Genomic DNA, 16,819 nt, shown 5'->3' with positions numbered 1-16,819 from the left:
GAGGAGGCTCGGCGCTTCGTCCGCAGGAAAGCAACCCGTTCCACAGCCCGCCGATCTGCACAAAAGCAACGGAACCATACGCACTTTATCTCGAAACCAAGTCTTCAAGATAAGGGGGCTTTAATGGACTATAAAGATCTATTTTTAAACATAAAAAACCCGCACATGAAAAATCATGTGCGGGTTAGGACAAGAATCGGATGACCCGTACGGGATTCGAACCCGTGTTACCGCCGTGAAAGGGCGGTGTCTTAACCACTTGACCAACGGGCCATTATAGCTTGTGTATGTTTTAGATCGAAAATCGACCTTAAAAATAAAAATGGTAGCGGCGGAGGGAGTCGAACCCACGACCTCACGGGTATGAACCGTACGCTCTCGCCAGCTGAGCTACGCCGCCAAATATAAGAGAAAGGCTCCTTCTTTCATGATCTACTCTAAAAGTTTCTCAGAATGAAATCATCGCCTTTGCTAATAAGGACAATGTGTCGTTCAAAGTCACAAGCATTATATTACACCACCATATATGCAGTGTCAACATAATTTAATAGATAAATTATTGTCAGTATATTTAAACTATTTTCGCTCGTGGATTTCGTGGAAAACATCATCATTTACGACAGTTTATACAAGCTCTTTCTCCCTAACCGTTATAGTTTATGACGAAATGTCCTCTGTTACAAAGAAACAAGTCGAATGTTTTTTCGAATCACTTCTGATGTTTTGACAAATTTAGCTTGTCTCCTGTGTTTAAATGGAAAAACAAGAAGGAGTGGTAAACATGATGGAGACATTAACTCGACGGGGGACTAAAATAATGGGAATAGGAATATCCTCGTTGGAAAATTGGAAGCGGAAGATGGGGGAGCAGACGAAGGTATTGTTCATTGAACGGGGCTGGCTTTTATTCATCGTGGGCTTTCTACTTGGACGAGCAATTGTGCTGTCGTCCGTATCGCCTTTTGCCCTGTCTTTTCTCGCTTCCGTATGGCTTATGCGGAAAGAGAAGTCGTTGAAGGTAGTAACTGCAACTCTATTAGGGGCTATTACGATTCATTGGCAGCATAGCTTGTACATCATGGGATCCATGTTCGGTCTGTTTTTGCTTGCTTTTCTTTTTCAACGGTATCGCAATCAACAACAGATCTTACCGATTCTTGTGTTTGTCGCTAGTATTCTACCAAGAATCGTAAGCTATACAGTTTTTCAAAGAGTTGAAGTATATGATTGGGTATTAGCATTAGTGGAAGCAAGTCTGAGTGCGATACTTGTACTTATTTTTATGCAAAGCATTCCTTTAATATCACCAAAACGGTACAAACAGTCTTTGAAAAATGAAGAAATTGTTTGTATGATTATCCTCCTTGCGTCTGTGTTGACCGGAACGATAGGTTGGCACATTAATGATGTGTCACTTGAACAAATCTTATCCCGCTATTTAGTGCTATGGCTAGCATATATTGGCGGGGCGGCGATCGGCTCCACAGTCGGTGTCGTAACGGGACTCATACTAAGCCTGGCTAATGTGGCAAGTCTCTATCAAATGAGCCTGCTCGCTTTTTCTGGTTTATTAGGAGGACTATTAAAAGACGGAAAAAAATTTGGAGTCGGTATGGGCCTCTTTGTTGGTACGCTTCTGATAGGGATTTATGGGGAAGGTGTTCAAGCATTGACGCCATCAATGATGGAGTCTTCTTTCGCGGTATTGCTCTTTTTCCTCACTCCTGAAAAATGGATTCGCAAGCTTGCTCGTTTTATTCCGGGTACAAATGAACATTCTCAAGAACAAGAACAATACTTACAGAAGGTTCGTAACGTCACTGCAAATCGGGTAGAGCAATTTTCTGAGGTCTTTCAAGCTTTATCAAAAAGCTTCTCACAGGTGCAGTGGCAGACTGAAGGTGATAGCGAATCAAAAGAAACGGATTATTTCCTGAGCAATGTTACAGAAAAGACCTGTCAAACATGTTTCAAGAAGGATAAATGCTGGGCACAACAGTTTGATAAGACGTATAACTATATGCAAGAAATGATGTCAGAGCTAGATGCAGGAACATATCAACATAAGCGGAAATTACAACATGAATTTGAAAACCATTGTGTGAAATCGAAGAAAGTAGTCGAGACCATGCAACATGAGCTCTCTTTTTTCCAGGCAAATCAAAAACTTAAAAAGCAAGTGCTTGAGAGTCGACGATTTGTAGCAGATCAACTTAGTGGAGTGTCTGAGGTGATGGGGGATTTTGCTAAAGAAATATTAAAAGAACGTGAAAACCATGAACTCCAAGAAGAAGAAATTGTTCATGCGCTAAAAGGGATGGGATTTGAGATAGAAAAGCTAGATATATATAGTTTGGATGCGGGCAATGTCGATATCGAAATGACGTTATCGTTCTATGATTATAAAGGGGAAGGGGCTAAGATTATCGCACCTGTATTATCAGAGATACTTAGTGAAACAATTGTGATTAAACATGAAGAGATTTCTCCATTCCCGAACGGCTATTGTTATTTCTCTTTTGGTAGCGCGAAGAAATTCGTTATTGATACAGGTGTATCTCATGCAGCAAAAGATGGAGGCTTAGTGTCAGGTGACAGTTATTCGACAATGGAACTAGGGGCTGGAAAATATGCAGTAGCGATTAGTGACGGAATGGGTAATGGTGAGCGAGCACATGTAGAAAGTGTAGAGACGCTACGGTTGTTGCAACAGATCCTCCAGTCTGGCATTGAGGAGAAAGTTGCGATTAAGTCCATTAACTCGATTCTATCTTTACGAACAACTGATGAGATTTTCTCTACCTTAGATTTGGCTGTAGTTGACTTACATGATGCAGCGGTACGCTTTTTAAAGATTGGTTCTACTCCTAGTTTTATTAAACGTGGTGACCAACTTATGAAGGTAGAGTCGAGTAACTTACCTATTGGAATCATTCGAGAGTTTGACGTTGAAGTGGTGAGTGAACAACTGAAGGCCGGCGATCTATTAATCATGATGAGTGATGGTATATTTGAAGGTCCAAAACATATCGAAAATGTCGACATGTGGCTGAAGAGGAAAATTCGTGATATGGAGACAGAGGACCCACAAGCGGTAGCTGATCTTTTGCTAGAAGAGGTTGTTCGAACGCGTTCTGGTGCCATTGAGGACGATATGACGGTTGTTGTAGCGAAGATCCAACGTAATGTGCCAGAGTGGGCGAACATACCAATCTATGAAAACTATGCACAATAAGCGGTAAAGCTAGAACTTACCGCTTTTCTACTTTTTTAACGTATAAAGTCTTCTCCTCTTGTCCATGATGGTAGTAGAAATCTCGGAGGAGGAGATCGTTAATGAATAAAGGGACATTGAAGCAGATTTTGTTGATTACGGATGGATGCTCAAATAAAGGGGAAGATCCTGCAGCTGTTGCGACACTTGCACTACAGCAAGGGATTACAGTTAATGTGATTGGTGTGTTGGAAAATGAACAATCGGAACAGCCTGAAGGATTAGAAGAAGTTGAAGAGATTGCAATGTCTGGTGGAGGGTATAGTCAGGTCGTTTATGCCAAGTCACTTTCTCAAACCGTTCAAATGGTCACAAGGCAAGCCATGACCCAAACGCTACAAGGTGTAGTGAACCAAGAACTTCAACAGATACTTGGACAAGATCAAAAAATAGAAGAGTTACCCCCAGAAAAACGAGGAGAAGTGATGGAGGTCGTAGAAGATTTAGGTGAAACTTGTGACTTGGAAGTTTTGGTTTTGGTAGATACAAGCGCAAGTATGCATAATAAACTTCCAACCGTACAGGATGCCTTGTTCGATTTATCCCTTAGTCTTAATGCACGTACAGGGAACAACCGCTTCTCCATATACTCGTTCCCAGGAAAACGAGGAAAAGATGTAAGCAAGGTGATGGATTGGACTCCGCAGCTTGAATCAATTTCATCTGTTTTTCCAAAGCTTACAAGTGGAGGTATTACACCAACCGGACCAGCTCTGCGTGAAGCAATGAATCAATTTGCTCCAAAAAAACGAAACTTGAGGAGTTTCTTATCTCGTGATGAATCAACAATGGAAGAGTCAGGGGATTAATCTCCCGATAGGATCGGTGGTCACAGGGAAGTGGCACAACCATTCCTATCTCATTCGAAAAAAACTTGGGTCCGGTGCTTGTGGGACAGTGTACCTTGCTGATCAAGGGAATCAACAGGTTGCGATAAAGTTTAGCCAAAATGGTTCCTCCATCACAACAGAGGTCAATGTGTTACGAACATTTCAGAAGGTCCAAGGTAAGCGCCTTGGACCTTCTTTATTAGATGTAGATGATTGGGTGCAACCCAATGGAAGCCAAATTTCTTTTTATGCAATGGAATATTTAAAAGGGAAAGAATTATCGACCTTTATCCAAAAGCATGGCCATGAATGGTTAGGAATACTTATGGTTCAACTTCTGAAGGATTTAGGTGATTTGCATGAAGCTGGCTGGGTTTTCGGTGACTTAAAAACGGAGAACCTTATTGTAACGTTCCCTCCTGCTAGATTACGTTGGATTGACGTAGGGGGGACGACACAGATTGGAAGGGCGATTAAGGAGTACACAGAGTTTTATGATCGCGGCTATTGGGGGTTAGGCTCACGAAAGGCAGAGCCCACCTATGATTTATTCGCACTTGCGATGGTTATGATTCATGTATATTATCCGAAGCGGTTTGAAAAAGGAAAAGACCCAGAAAAGACACTTATGCGTCATCTTCAACAAGCCTCTTCTCTAAAGCCATATGCAACTGCTATCCAAAAGGCATTATACGGAAAGTATCGTTCGAGCAAAGAAATGGAGCAAGATATTACAAATCAGTTAATGAACGTGTCAAACAATCGATTAAAGGACCAACAATCATCTCGTACTCATTCTCGAACTCAAAGAAAACAGCAGAAAAAAACAGTTCAAAAGCGTAATAATTCTTCTCCATCCCAAGCAAAATATTTATGGGAAGGAGCCGGAATAATTGTTGTGGTTTGCATGTTTTATATTGTTTACGTAATTTTGCAATGGATTTAACCACAGCTTTTGCAGTTAGTGTTCCATAAATGGTAGGATATAGATGGTATAAAGTCGTTGTTCATTATTCTATGAACGCACTCTTATAAAGATACAAATATAGAACGGAGTGGAGCGATTGTTTAACCAGAAGGTCGATCAATTTGCTCGAAAACACCAGCTTTTCAAACATGGTGCAACCATTTTAATAGGAGTTTCTGGAGGGCCTGACTCTATGGCCCTTCTTCATTATTTCCTTCAAAAAAGGGAAGCTTGGCAGTTGCGACTTGTTGTACTGACAATCGACCATCAATTGAGAGGGAATGAATCAGAAAGTGATGTGCAATATGTCGCATTACAATGTGAAAAATGGGGGATAGAGTATAAGGTAGCCTCATTAGATGTTCCGACATATAAGCGAAAACACGGAGTGGGGACTCAAGTTGCTGCAAGGGCTATGCGTTATCAATTCTTTGAGGAATGCATGAGCACCTATCAAGCGGACCTTTTAGCTCTTGGACACCATGGTGATGATCAAGTGGAAACATTGTATATGGGAATGATGCGAGGGGTTGAACCCATGCATATACATGGAATCCCTGAGAAACGACCTTTTGGGCAAGGTAAGCTTATCCGTCCCTTTTTAGGGGTAACAAAAGGAGAGATAGAAGCGTATTGTAAGCAAAATCATATTCAGCCTAGATATGATGAATCGAATGAATCACCTTATTATACGCGTAATGCTTTCCGGATGAAAGTTCTTCCCTTTTTAAAAGAACATAACCCGAAGATTCATGAACATATGCAAAAGTATCATGAATATCGGGAGGATGATGAGGACTATTTGCAACATGAAGCAAAACGAATTTTTGACTCTTCCATGTTTCAAAAACAAGGTCGAAAATTGGTTGTAGATCGGACCGAATTTCTATCCATTCCTCGTCCTTTACAAAGGAGATCCTTTCATCTAATATTAAACTATCTTTATCAACAGACCATTTACGATGGTTCTTACCTTCATTGGGAACAATACATACGAATGATGGAAGATGAAACACCTCAAGCATCAATTGATATGCCGTTAGGGTTAACCGTTGTTCGTTCATATGAAACGGTCACTTTTACGTTTGATCAAACAGAAGTTGTACCCTTTCATTATCCATTACAAGTACCAGGAGAAGTCCAGTTACCAAATGGTGCAATGATACAAGCTTATATCAACGATCGTTACCAAGATGAGGGTCTCTATCACTTTGCTTGTGATATCAATAACATAACTCTCCCACTTACTGTTCGTACAAGGAACCCTGGGGATCGCATCTCCATAAGGGGAATGGATGGACATAAGAAAGTGAAGAATTTATTTATTGATGAAAAAATCCCTCAAATAGAGCGCGATCAGTGGCCAATCGTAACAGATGCTACAGGAAAGCTTTTGTGGATTGTGTCACTACAAAAAGCCCGAATTAACACAAGTTCAAAGCCCGAAGCCTGGTTACATCTCATGTATAAGAACCAAGAGAACTTCTAGGAGGATGGAAAATGCATAATGACATGGAAAAAGTCTTGATCTCTGAGGAAGAGATTCAAGAGAAAATTAAAGAAATGGCTGGGAAGCTAACAGAAGAGTATAGTGGAAACTTCCCATTAGCTATTGGGGTTTTAAAAGGTGCGATGCCTTTTATGTCTGATTTGCTAAAACGCGTGGAAACCCATCTTGAGATGGATTTCATGGACGTTTCTAGCTATCATGGCGGAACCGAATCATCTGGAGAAGTGAAAATCGTTAAAGATTTAGACACAAAGGTTGAAGGAAGAGACTTACTCATTATCGAAGATATTATCGATAGTGGTTTAACACTTAGCTATTTGGTGGACTTATTTAAATATCGTAAAGCAAGATCCATTAAAATTGTTACACTCTTGGATAAGCCATCCGGACGTAAGGGAGATGTGAAACCAGATGTAGCTGGTTTTGAAATTCCTGATGAATTCGTTGTCGGGTATGGGTTAGACTATCAAGAGAAATACCGTAACCTTCCGTATATTGGTGTATTAAAACCATCTGTATATGGTGGAGACAAGTAGTCATAACTAATCCTTTATAGCATATAATTGCTTAATCAGGGTTAAACGCTTTGCCCCCTTTATGGAAAAGGGGTATCAGTTGTATAGCAACTTTCAAATATGGTACGATTTACTATAGTTTTCTCGCTTGGGAGGAGGTAGGCAATGAACCGCGTATTTCGCAATACAATCTTTTACGCTCTAATATTTTTAGTTGTGATTGGGGTAGTAGGCCTCTTTAATTCAGAAGAACCTGAAGATACACAACTGAATTATAATCAGTTCATGCAAAAGTTAAATAATGGTCAAATTGAAGAGATGACCTATCAATATACGAACCAGGCTTACAATATAAGTGGTACATTAACTTCAACGGGAGAAGAAGGGGAGAACGAATCCTTTACTGCAACATTCCCTGATAATGAAATCGTTGAAGAACAAATGTTAAATACCGCTCAAGAGCAGGGTACAGTTGTTGAAAATTTAAAAGCAGAAGAGCCTAGTGGGTGGGTGCGCTTTTTCACATCCATCATTCCTTTTGTGATTATCTTTATTTTATTCTTCTTCTTACTTAACCAAGCCCAAGGTGGCGGCGGTAAAGTGATGAACTTCGGTAAGAGTAAAGCAAAACTCTTCAGCGAAGATAAGAAGAAAGTTCGTTTTAAAGACGTAGCCGGTGCGGACGAAGAAAAGCAAGAGCTTGTCGAAGTGGTTGATTTCTTAAAAGACCCACGTAAGTTCGCGGCAATCGGTGCCCGTATTCCGAAGGGTGTTCTTTTAGTAGGACCTCCAGGAACAGGTAAAACATTGCTTGCACGTGCAGTAGCGGGTGAAGCAGGTGTACCATTCTTCTCTATCAGTGGTTCTGACTTCGTGGAGATGTTTGTTGGTGTCGGTGCATCCCGTGTACGTGATCTATTTGAAAATGCGAAGAAAAACGCACCATGTATCATCTTTATTGATGAGATTGATGCTGTTGGTCGTCAACGTGGAGCTGGTTTAGGTGGAGGTCACGATGAGCGTGAACAAACGCTAAACCAATTGCTAGTTGAAATGGACGGATTTGGAGCGAATGAAGGTATTATCATTATCGCTGCAACAAACCGCCCTGACATTCTTGACCCTGCATTATTACGTCCAGGACGTTTTGACCGTCAAATCACGGTTAATCGCCCAGACTTAAAAGGACGTCAAGAGGTTCTTAAAGTACACGTGCAAAACAAGACAATGGATGAAGATTCCGTTGATCTCAAAACAATTGCAATGCGTACTCCAGGTTTCTCTGGTGCTGATTTAGAAAACTTACTGAACGAAGCTGCGCTTGTTGCTGCTCGTGCAGATAAAGAGAAAATTGATATGCAATCCATTGATGAAGCGATAGACCGTGTAATTGCTGGTCCAGCTAAGAAGAGCCGTGTTATCTCTAATAAGGAACGAAATATTGTGGCTTATCACGAGAGTGGACACACGATTATCGGTATGGTTCTTGATGAAGCAGACGCTGTTCACAAAGTTACGATCGTTCCAAGAGGTCAAGCTGGCGGTTATGCTGTTATGCTTCCGAAAGAAGATCGTTTCATGATGACGAAGCCAGAGTTGCTTGATAAGATCATCGGTTTACTCGGTGGACGTGTTGCTGAGGAAGTTATCTTCGGCGAAGTAAGTACAGGTGCTCACAATGACTTCCAACGTGCAACAAGCATTGCGCGTAAGATGGTTACTGAATATGGTATGAGTGAGAAACTTGGACCATTGCAATTCGGTGGCGGAGGCGGCCAAGTATTCTTAGGTCGTGACATCCAAAACGAACAAAACTACAGTGACCAGATCGCTTACGAAATTGATCAAGAAGTACAGCGTATTATTAAAGAATGTTATGATCGAGCGAAGCAAATCTTAACGGATAACAAAGAGCAGCTTGAACTCATCGCACAAACATTGCTTAAAGTTGAAACGCTTGATGCTTCTGAAATTAAATCCTTGTTCGAAGATGGTGTAATGCCTGAAGAATCAGAGCATAAACTAGAATTGGCTGAAAACAAGGAAAAAGAAAAGAATTCTTCTGAATCAAATTCTGATGTGAAAGTGAACATTCAATCAAAGGATGAAGAACAAAAGCAATCAGACGAAGAATCAACGAATGATGAAGAGAATCGTAAAGAAGATTAATCATAAAACTGCTCCTGCCAAAAGGCCGGGGCAGTTTTTGCGTTGCTCTAGGAAATTATAAAAACGGGCGCTTCCGCTTTTGTTCATAAGTGCATACAGATATATCTATATTTACTGATGTGGTATGATGTATTCGTTATCGAGTGAATTGATAATGAACAGGGAAAGATACGTTATAAGAGTTTTTAAAAGAGGAAATTATGACGTGCCCATAAGGGAATATAAAAGAAATTGTCTGCTTTAAGCAGGAAAAATCATCAATAAAGGAGAATGAATCATCATGAGTGATTATCTAATAAGAGCGACAGCGTTTGGCGGTCAAGTTCGTGCGTACGCAATTGAGTCAACTGACACAGTGGCAGAAGCTTGTCGTCGTCAGGATACGTATGCAACTGCATCAGCAGCATTGGGTCGTACGATGTCCATTTCAACGATGATGGGTGCTATGCACAAAGGGGATGACCAGCTTACGATAAAAGTTGAAGGTGGAGGTCCAGTAGGTGTTATTGTTGCTGATGTTAATGCACATGGTGTTGTACGAGCTTACTTGTCCAATCCGCATGTAGACTTTGACCTTAACGAAAAAGGGAAGTTGGATGTGTCTCGAGCAGTAGGTACAACAGGTACACTAAGCGTTGTAAAAGACACCGGATTAAAAGATTATTTTACTGGTGAAGTTCCTATTGTCTCTGGAGAAATTAGCGAAGATTTCACCTATTACTTTGCGAACTCTGAACAAGTACCATCAGCTGTAGGTGCTGGTGTTTTGGTGAATCCAGATCATTCAATTAAAGCATCAGGTGGGTTCATTATTCAGATGATGCCAGATGCCGATGATGAAACGATTACTAAAATTGAACAAAAACTAAATGAACTACCTCCTATCTCGGCTATGATTGAACACGGTAAGTCACCTGAGGATATCTTAAAAACGATTCTAGCGGATGGTGATGTAAATATTCTTACGCATACACCTGTTCGATTTCAGTGTCGTTGTTCTAGGGAACGTCTAGAACAAGCGTTAAAGGGACTGGGAGATGAAGAGTTAGAAAAAATGATTCATGAAGATCGTGGTGCAGAAGCATCCTGTCATTTTTGTAATGAAGTGTACCACTTTACGGAAGATGAGTTAAAAGCTATAAAGTCTGACGCATAACAAGATCAACTTGGGGAAAAGGTGGTCATCATGACGAGAAAGTTCTTATGGGGGATTATTGTAGTGTTGTTAATTACAAATTTAACGACACTTCTTATTTGGGTGAATGTTAGAGGACAAGTTGATGATGCTGAAAATTATGCAGCGAAACCTTTAGTCGAAAATCGAAATGAACCTGTGGCACTTGTCGGGGGAGAGCCGATTGAGTATGAAGAATGGGAACAAGAATTGCAAAATCAGTACGGAAAATCAGTGTTAAGACACATGATTGATCGTCAGGTTGTATTTAAGATGGCCGACCAATATGACATCCAAATAGAAGATAAGCTGATTCAACGTGAACTTTCTCTCATGGAAACCATGTTAGGTGTAATGGAAAGAGAACAAATAGAGGCAGAGCGAAAACGGTGGCTCGATGAAGTGCGATATCGCTTTTATCTTGAAGAGCTTTTAACAAAGGATATTGGTATCAAATCTGAAAAAATCAAGTCCTATTACAAAGAGCATGAAGATCAATATGACTTTGATGAAACATATCAGTTCTCCCAAATCTTAGTAAAAACTCAACAAGAAGCAAATAAAGTGAAAAAGGAACTTGATGAAGGGGCTTCATTTGAAATGCTAGCTCGAGAGTATTCGATTGATGGCTTTACAAAAGAGAGTGGCGGTTACCTTGGGTATTTTTCAAAAAAAAGCCAATACCTTCCGGGAATATATTTTCGGACAGCACAGGATTTATCTCCCCAATCCTATAGCTCTCCATTTGATACAGATCAAGGATATGTATTACTCTATGTACACCGTAAGTTGCCTTCCATTACGTTTTCCTTTGAGGAAGTGAAAAAACAAATAAAAAGAGAATTAGCACTTGAATATGTAGGTGATTCGTTTTCTGCAAAACCCCTTTGGGAAGAAGCCCAAGTGGACTGGGTATTTGGCGATTAACGATTCGCCTATTTTTTTATAAATACGTCCATCAGGGTATAGGGGATAAATAAAAGTCATATTACTTTATTAGGCAATAGACACTTTTTGTTTGACAATTCAAACGATTTTGCATACATTGTATATAAAACATATAAAAATACTTGGAATTTGAGGTGAGCGGAATGAGAGTAGTAAATTCAATTGCCGAGTTAATAGGGCAAACTCCAATCGTAAAGCTTAACGGGATGACGAATGAAGACGAAGCAGATATTTATGTGAAATTAGAATTCATGAATCCAGGCAGTTCGGTTAAAGATCGTATTGCATTAGCGATGATTGAAGACGCAGAAGAGAACGGTCAACTAAAACCTGGTGATACAATCTTGGAGCCTACAAGTGGAAACACAGGTATTGGTTTGGCTATGGTTGCTGCAGCTAAAGGATATAAATCTGTATTAGTCATGCCAGATACGATGAGTCAAGAACGTCGTAACCTCCTAAAGGCATATGGAGCTGAATTAGTATTGACACCAGGTAGTGAAGGAATGAAGGGTGCTATTAAAAAGGCGGAAGAATTGCATGATGAAAAAGGTTACTTTATGCCTCAGCAATTTAATAACGAAGCAAATCCCCGTGTACATGAACGAACAACTGGACCTGAAATTGTTGAGCAAATGCGTGATGGTTTAGACGCTTTTGTATCAGGTATTGGAACAGGTGGCACGATTACTGGTGCAGGTAAAGTATTAAAGGAGCACTTTAAAGATATTCAAATTTATGCAGTAGAACCTGAAGGCTCTCCAGTTTTATCTGGTGGAAAAGGTGGCCCACATAAGATTCAGGGGATTGGTGCTGGCTTTGTTCCGAAAATCTTAAACACAGACATTTATGATGAAGTGTTGACCGTTACAAATGAACAATCCTTTGAAACCGCTCGAGAAGCGGCGAAAGTAGAAGGGTTGCTTGGTGGAATTTCTTCTGGAGCAGCGATTTACGCTGCACAACAAGTAGCTAAAAAGCTAGGCAAAGGGAAGAAAGTATTAGCCATTGTTCCTAGTAATGGAGAACGTTATCTATCTACACCACTTTATCAATTCGAATAAACAGGATAAAAACCCTTTCTCCTCATGAGGAAGGGTTTTTATTATGGAAAAAGATCAAGTACAATAGAAGAAGAAATGGAAGTCGGTAAAAGGAGTTAGATCATGGAACATTATCTACAAACAAGTGTAAAATCCTATGATTTGCAAAAGCAAACGCTCGTAATGGGAATTTTAAATGTTACGCCTGATTCATTTTCTGATGGTGGTCAGTTTAATGAGTTAGAGGCTGCTATAGAGCAAGCTAAAGAAATGGAAGCGAATGGAGCTCATATTATTGATGTCGGTGGTGAATCGACCCGACCTGGGCATGAACCTGTTTCTGCTGAGGATGAATTGAAAAGAGTGCTACCAATCATAAGGAAGTTGAAACAAGCAGTGAACATACCGATTTCGATCGACACCTATAAAGCTGAAGTTGCACAACAAGCTATTGAAGCCGGTGCTTCCATTATTAATGATGTGTGGGGAGCGAAGTATGACCCAGAAATGGCGAATGTTGCTGCAGCTTATCAAGTACCCATTATCCTGATGCACAACCGTGATAATCGAGAATACAAAGATCTGCTTCAGGATATGAAAGAAGATCTAAAAGAGAGTGTTCGGATTGTTAAAGAAGCAGGTGTGAAAGATCATAATATCTTCCTGGATCCAGGAGTAGGCTTTGCGAAATCCATGAAAGATAACTTATTTGTTATGCAGCATTTGGATGCATTTAATGAATTGGGTTATCCGATCTTACTGGGTACATCACGCAAGAGGTTTATTGGCCATGTGTTAGATCTTCCGGTAGAAGAAAGAATGGAAGGGACTGGAGCCACAGTTTGTCTTGGAGTTCAAAAAGGGGCTGATATCGTGCGTGTTCATGATGTACAACCTATTGCCCGTATGGTGAAGATGATGGATGCTATGATTGGAAAAGGAGATGCGATCAATGGATAAAATATTAATGAACCAGATGACATTTTACGGCTATCATGGTTTGTTTCCTGAAGAAAACAAATTAGGTCAGCGTTTTATTGTAGATTTAGAGATAGAGCTTGACTTGAAAAAAGCGGGAGAGACAGATGACATGAATGAAAGTGTCAATTATGGCCATATTTACGATGAAACGAAGAAAGTTGTGGAAGGTCAAGCGAAGCAACTAGTAGAAGCAGTGGCTGAAGACATTGCCTCAACCATGCTAGACACCTTTCAAAAGGTGCAAGCAATTAAGGTGAAGGTCATTAAGCCAGATCCTCCTATCCCTGGGCACTACGACTCGGTTGCCATCGAAATTTATAGGGAGAGATCATAGTGATGGTGCATGCCTATATAGCGCTCGGATCGAATATCTCCCCTCGTGCCCAATACCTATATCAAGCCATCGATAGAATTGAGGAACATGAGGGAATTCATGTTTTACAAAGATCATCTATTTATGAAACGGTTCCGGTAGGTTATACTGAACAAAGTGATTTCTTGAATATGGTTATTCATGTGGAAACGAAATTAAGTGCTCAAGAACTGCTATCTTACTGTCAGTCTATTGAACAAACGTTAGGTAGAGAACGTTTGGTAAAATGGGGCCCTCGTACGATAGACCTTGACATTTTACTATATAATCAAGAAAATATTGAATCAGAGCAGTTAATGGTCCCACACCCAAGGTTACAAGAACGAGCTTTTGTACTTGTTCCTTTATATGAAATAGATCAAGAACTACATGTACCGCATATGCAGCAATCTGTAAAGCAACTGTTATCTGCTTTAGCGGATGAAGAGATAGAAGGGGTCAAACCATGGAAGCCGAAAAATGGGGAAAGCGAATCAAAGCATACAGAAAACTAAAAGGTTATACGCAAATTAACTTTGCTAATAAGATCGATATTTCTGTATCTGTATTAGGTGAGATTGAAAGAGGGACACGGGCACCCAATGAGAAAATGATCAACAAAATGTCTATTGAGCTTGGTATCCCTGTTCAAGAACTCACACCAAAAAGTGACCTAAATTGACATTAAGTAGAGAGTTTTCTATACTTACGTTTAAGTTCAAATGATCGATTTTTCACAATATATGGGGTCACTATTTTTGTCATCATGCTACTCAAACTATAAAAACTGCCGGTATTTCTGGCAGTTTTTATTAATCGGGATACATCCATAAGTTTTACTTAAGATTAATCATATGAACCGAACAGTTCATAATAAATGGAGTGATAAAACATGACGGAAGAATTAAATGAGCACATGCGGGTTCGCCGTGAAAAACTACAGTCCTATGCTGACCAAGGCGTTGATGCATTCGGTAACAAATTCGAGCGTACCCATCTATCTGAAGACCTAAAAGAAGCCTATAGCGAAATTTCAAAAGAGGATCTTGAGGAAAAAGCTATTCAGACAACAATAGCTGGGCGTATCATGACAAAGCGTGGTAAAGGTAAAGCTGGATTCGCGCACATTCAAGATCTTAAAGGCCAAATTCAAATCTACGTACGTAAAGATACAGTAGGTGAAGAGGCATATGAACTTTTCCAATCTGCTGACATGGGAGATATCGTAGGTGTCGCAGGTACGGTTTTCAAAACAAAAGTTGGTGAGCTTTCCGTAAAAGCAAGTGAATTGCACATGCTTACCAAGTCTCTGCGTCCATTACCTGAGAAGTTCCACGGACTTAAAGACGTTGAGCAACGCTATCGTCAACGTTACCTTGATCTAATTACGAATCCAGATAGCCGTGATACGTTTGTAATGAGAAGTAAAATCATTCAGTCTATGCGTCGTTATTTTGATGGTCGTGGTTTCTTAGAAGTAGAAACACCAACCATGCACGCTATCCCGGGTGGTGCCTCCGCGCGTCCATTTATTACACACCACAATGCATTAGATATGCCTTTATATATGCGTATTGCTATCGAGCTACACTTAAAGCGTCTAATCGTAGGTGGAATGGAAAAAGTCTATGAAATTGGACGTGTATTCCGTAACGAAGGCGTATCTACTCGCCATAATCCAGAATTTACGATGCTTGAGTTGTATGAAGCCTATGCCGACTTCCATGACATCATGGCATTAACAGAGAATGTCATTTCTCATATTGCAAAAGATGTACTTGGAACTGCTACAGTACACTATGGTGATTATGAAGTAAATCTTGAGCCAGAATGGACAAGACTCCATATGGTAGATGCGATTAAAGAATATACAGGGGTAGACTTCTGGCAGCAAATGACTGATGAAGAAGCACATGCATTAGCAAAAGAACATGGCGTAAAAGTAGAAAAAAGTATGACGTTTGGCCATATTGTAAATGAGTTCTTTGAGCATTTTGTAGAAGAGAAACTTATTCAACCTACATTTGTTTATGGTCATCCAGTTGAAATTTCTCCGCTAGCGAAGAAGAATAAAGAAGATGAGCGTTTTACAGATCGTTTTGAATTATTTATTGTAGGTCGTGAACATGCGAATGCATTCTCTGAGTTAAATGATCCAGTAGACCAACGTGAACGTTTTGAATCACAAGTGAAAGAACGTGAAGAAGGAAACGATGAAGCTCATTTAATGGATGAAGACTTCTTAGAAGCATTAGAGTATGGTTTACCACCAACAGGCGGGCTAGGAATCGGTATCGATCGTTTAGTAATGCTACTAACGAATTCACCATCCATCCGTGATGTGTTACTGTTCCCTCAAATGCGCCATAAAGAATAATGATAGAAAAACGTCCACCAATTAAATGGTGGACGTTTTTTATATTCACCTTTTTATAATAGAAGAGCATATACAGACGAGAGATATTTATAGTGTTTGAATAAGTAGAGTCAACTTTTAAAACAGTGTTGTTTTCCTATTGTGGCGCGTTTTGAAGCAACTTCTGAAATATCTGAATAAACTTACATTAAAAAAGTATAAATAATCTATTGCGTTATCCGTTGAAGCCATGGTACATTATTAAACGTTGCGTTAGCGACACAGCAAAGCATTACAGCAAAACAACGCAACAAATCAACCAAAGTCATTGAAAAAACTTAAAAAAGTTATTGACTTAAGGTTGGTAAGATGGTATATTAATTAAGTCGCTGTTTTGAGGCGACGAAATAAAAGAAACACTATTTGATCCTTGAAAACTGAACGAAACGACATGTTACGTCAATGAATTACTTTTTATTTTTTTAAAAGCCAGACATCATTTTGATGCAAAGGCGAACTCTTATGGAGAGTTTGATCTTGGCTCAGGACGAACGCTGGCGGCGTGCCTAATACATGCAAGTCGAGCGCGTGAAACAACATGATCCCTTCGGGGTGATTGTTGTGGATCGAGCGGCGGACGGGTGAGTAACACGTGGGTAACCTACCTGAGAGATCGGGATAACCCCGGGAAACCGGGGCT

General features: G+C 40.1%; 14 protein-coding genes, 2 tRNA genes and 1 rRNA gene. 15 read left to right on the top strand and 2 right to left on the bottom strand.

Translation table 11 applies throughout. From position 1 onward, the window contains the following. Window positions 1-201: 201 nt before the first annotated feature. Window positions 202-273 (bottom strand) — tRNA-Glu (locus H514_RS0114390). A gap of 50 nt (window positions 274-323) precedes the next feature. Beyond that, window positions 324-400: transfer RNA gene (locus H514_RS0114385), tRNA-Met, on the bottom strand. Between the two features lie 381 nt (window positions 401-781). On the opposite strand from H514_RS0114385, the gene spoIIE reads away from it, so the two are divergent. The 15 genes from spoIIE to H514_RS0114310 all read left to right on the top strand — a co-directional run. Then, window positions 782-3,235, top strand: a complete 2,454-nt coding sequence (spoIIE, locus tag H514_RS0114380; RefSeq protein ID WP_027447593.1) for a stage II sporulation protein E — start codon at window positions 782-784, stop codon at window positions 3,233-3,235. 101 nt (window positions 3,236-3,336) lie between these two features. After that, window positions 3,337-4,083, top strand: coding sequence for a VWA domain-containing protein (locus H514_RS0114375; protein WP_027447592.1), 747 nt, complete (start codon window positions 3,337-3,339; stop codon window positions 4,081-4,083). Continuing rightward, window positions 4,052-5,050 carry a protein kinase domain-containing protein gene (locus H514_RS0114370; RefSeq protein WP_036843308.1) on the top strand — a complete coding sequence of 333 codons (999 nt, stop codon included), beginning with the start codon at window positions 4,052-4,054 and terminating at the stop codon, window positions 5,048-5,050. The genes H514_RS0114375 and H514_RS0114370 overlap by 32 nt, the downstream gene beginning before the upstream one ends. A 118-nt stretch (window positions 5,051-5,168) precedes the next feature. Further along, window positions 5,169-6,560, top strand: a complete 1,392-nt coding sequence (tilS, locus tag H514_RS0114365; protein ID WP_027447590.1) for a tRNA lysidine(34) synthetase TilS — start codon at window positions 5,169-5,171, stop codon at window positions 6,558-6,560. Between the two features lie 11 nt (window positions 6,561-6,571). Then, a complete protein-coding gene (hpt, locus tag H514_RS0114360; RefSeq protein ID WP_027447589.1) occupies window positions 6,572-7,117 on the top strand; it encodes a hypoxanthine phosphoribosyltransferase in 546 nt (181 codons plus the stop codon). Between the two features lie 144 nt (window positions 7,118-7,261). Continuing rightward, window positions 7,262-9,265 (top strand): ATP-dependent zinc metalloprotease FtsH, encoded by a 2,004-nt coding sequence (gene ftsH / locus H514_RS0114355; protein ID WP_027447588.1) that lies wholly within the window; start codon window positions 7,262-7,264, stop codon window positions 9,263-9,265. 280 nt (window positions 9,266-9,545) lie between these two features. Beyond that, the gene (gene hslO / locus H514_RS0114350; RefSeq protein ID WP_027447587.1) at window positions 9,546-10,421 is read left to right on the top strand and encodes an Hsp33 family molecular chaperone HslO; all 876 of its coding nucleotides are present in this window, start codon (window positions 9,546-9,548) and stop codon (window positions 10,419-10,421) included. A gap of 30 nt (window positions 10,422-10,451) precedes the next feature. Next, on the top strand, window positions 10,452-11,366 hold the full coding sequence (locus H514_RS0114345; protein ID WP_027447586.1) for a peptidylprolyl isomerase: 915 nt from the start codon (window positions 10,452-10,454) through the stop codon (window positions 11,364-11,366). A 164-nt stretch (window positions 11,367-11,530) separates the two neighbouring features. Continuing rightward, a complete protein-coding gene (gene cysK / locus H514_RS0114340) occupies window positions 11,531-12,451 on the top strand; it encodes a cysteine synthase A (protein WP_027447585.1) in 921 nt (306 codons plus the stop codon). Between the two features lie 102 nt (window positions 12,452-12,553). Continuing rightward, on the top strand, window positions 12,554-13,390 hold the full coding sequence (gene folP, locus H514_RS0114335; RefSeq protein ID WP_036843305.1) for a dihydropteroate synthase: 837 nt from the start codon (window positions 12,554-12,556) through the stop codon (window positions 13,388-13,390). Further along, a complete protein-coding gene (gene folB / locus H514_RS0114330) occupies window positions 13,383-13,745 on the top strand; it encodes a dihydroneopterin aldolase (RefSeq protein WP_027447583.1) in 363 nt (120 codons plus the stop codon). The genes folP and folB overlap by 8 nt, the downstream gene beginning before the upstream one ends. A gap of 2 nt (window positions 13,746-13,747) precedes the next feature. After that, entirely contained in the window at window positions 13,748-14,278 is a 531-nt protein-coding gene (gene folK, locus H514_RS0114325; protein ID WP_027447582.1) for a 2-amino-4-hydroxy-6-hydroxymethyldihydropteridine diphosphokinase, read from the top strand. Continuing rightward, the gene (locus tag H514_RS0114320) at window positions 14,230-14,445 is read left to right on the top strand and encodes a helix-turn-helix domain-containing protein (protein WP_027447581.1); all 216 of its coding nucleotides are present in this window, start codon (window positions 14,230-14,232) and stop codon (window positions 14,443-14,445) included. The genes folK and H514_RS0114320 overlap by 49 nt, the downstream gene beginning before the upstream one ends. Window positions 14,446-14,655: 210 nt before the next feature. Beyond that, window positions 14,656-16,140, top strand: coding sequence for a lysine--tRNA ligase (gene lysS / locus H514_RS0114315; RefSeq protein WP_027447580.1), 1,485 nt, complete (start codon window positions 14,656-14,658; stop codon window positions 16,138-16,140). A gap of 498 nt (window positions 16,141-16,638) precedes the next feature. Further along, window positions 16,639-16,819 (top strand): 16S ribosomal RNA (locus tag H514_RS0114310); the annotation flags it as partial.

The sequence above is a fragment of the Pontibacillus marinus BH030004 = DSM 16465 genome, from assembly GCF_000425225.1.
Lineage (GTDB): Bacteria > Bacillota > Bacilli > Bacillales > BH030062 > Pontibacillus > Pontibacillus marinus.
Note: the sequence above shows the minus strand (reverse complement) of the source record. Positions and strands in the feature narration are given on the sequence as shown.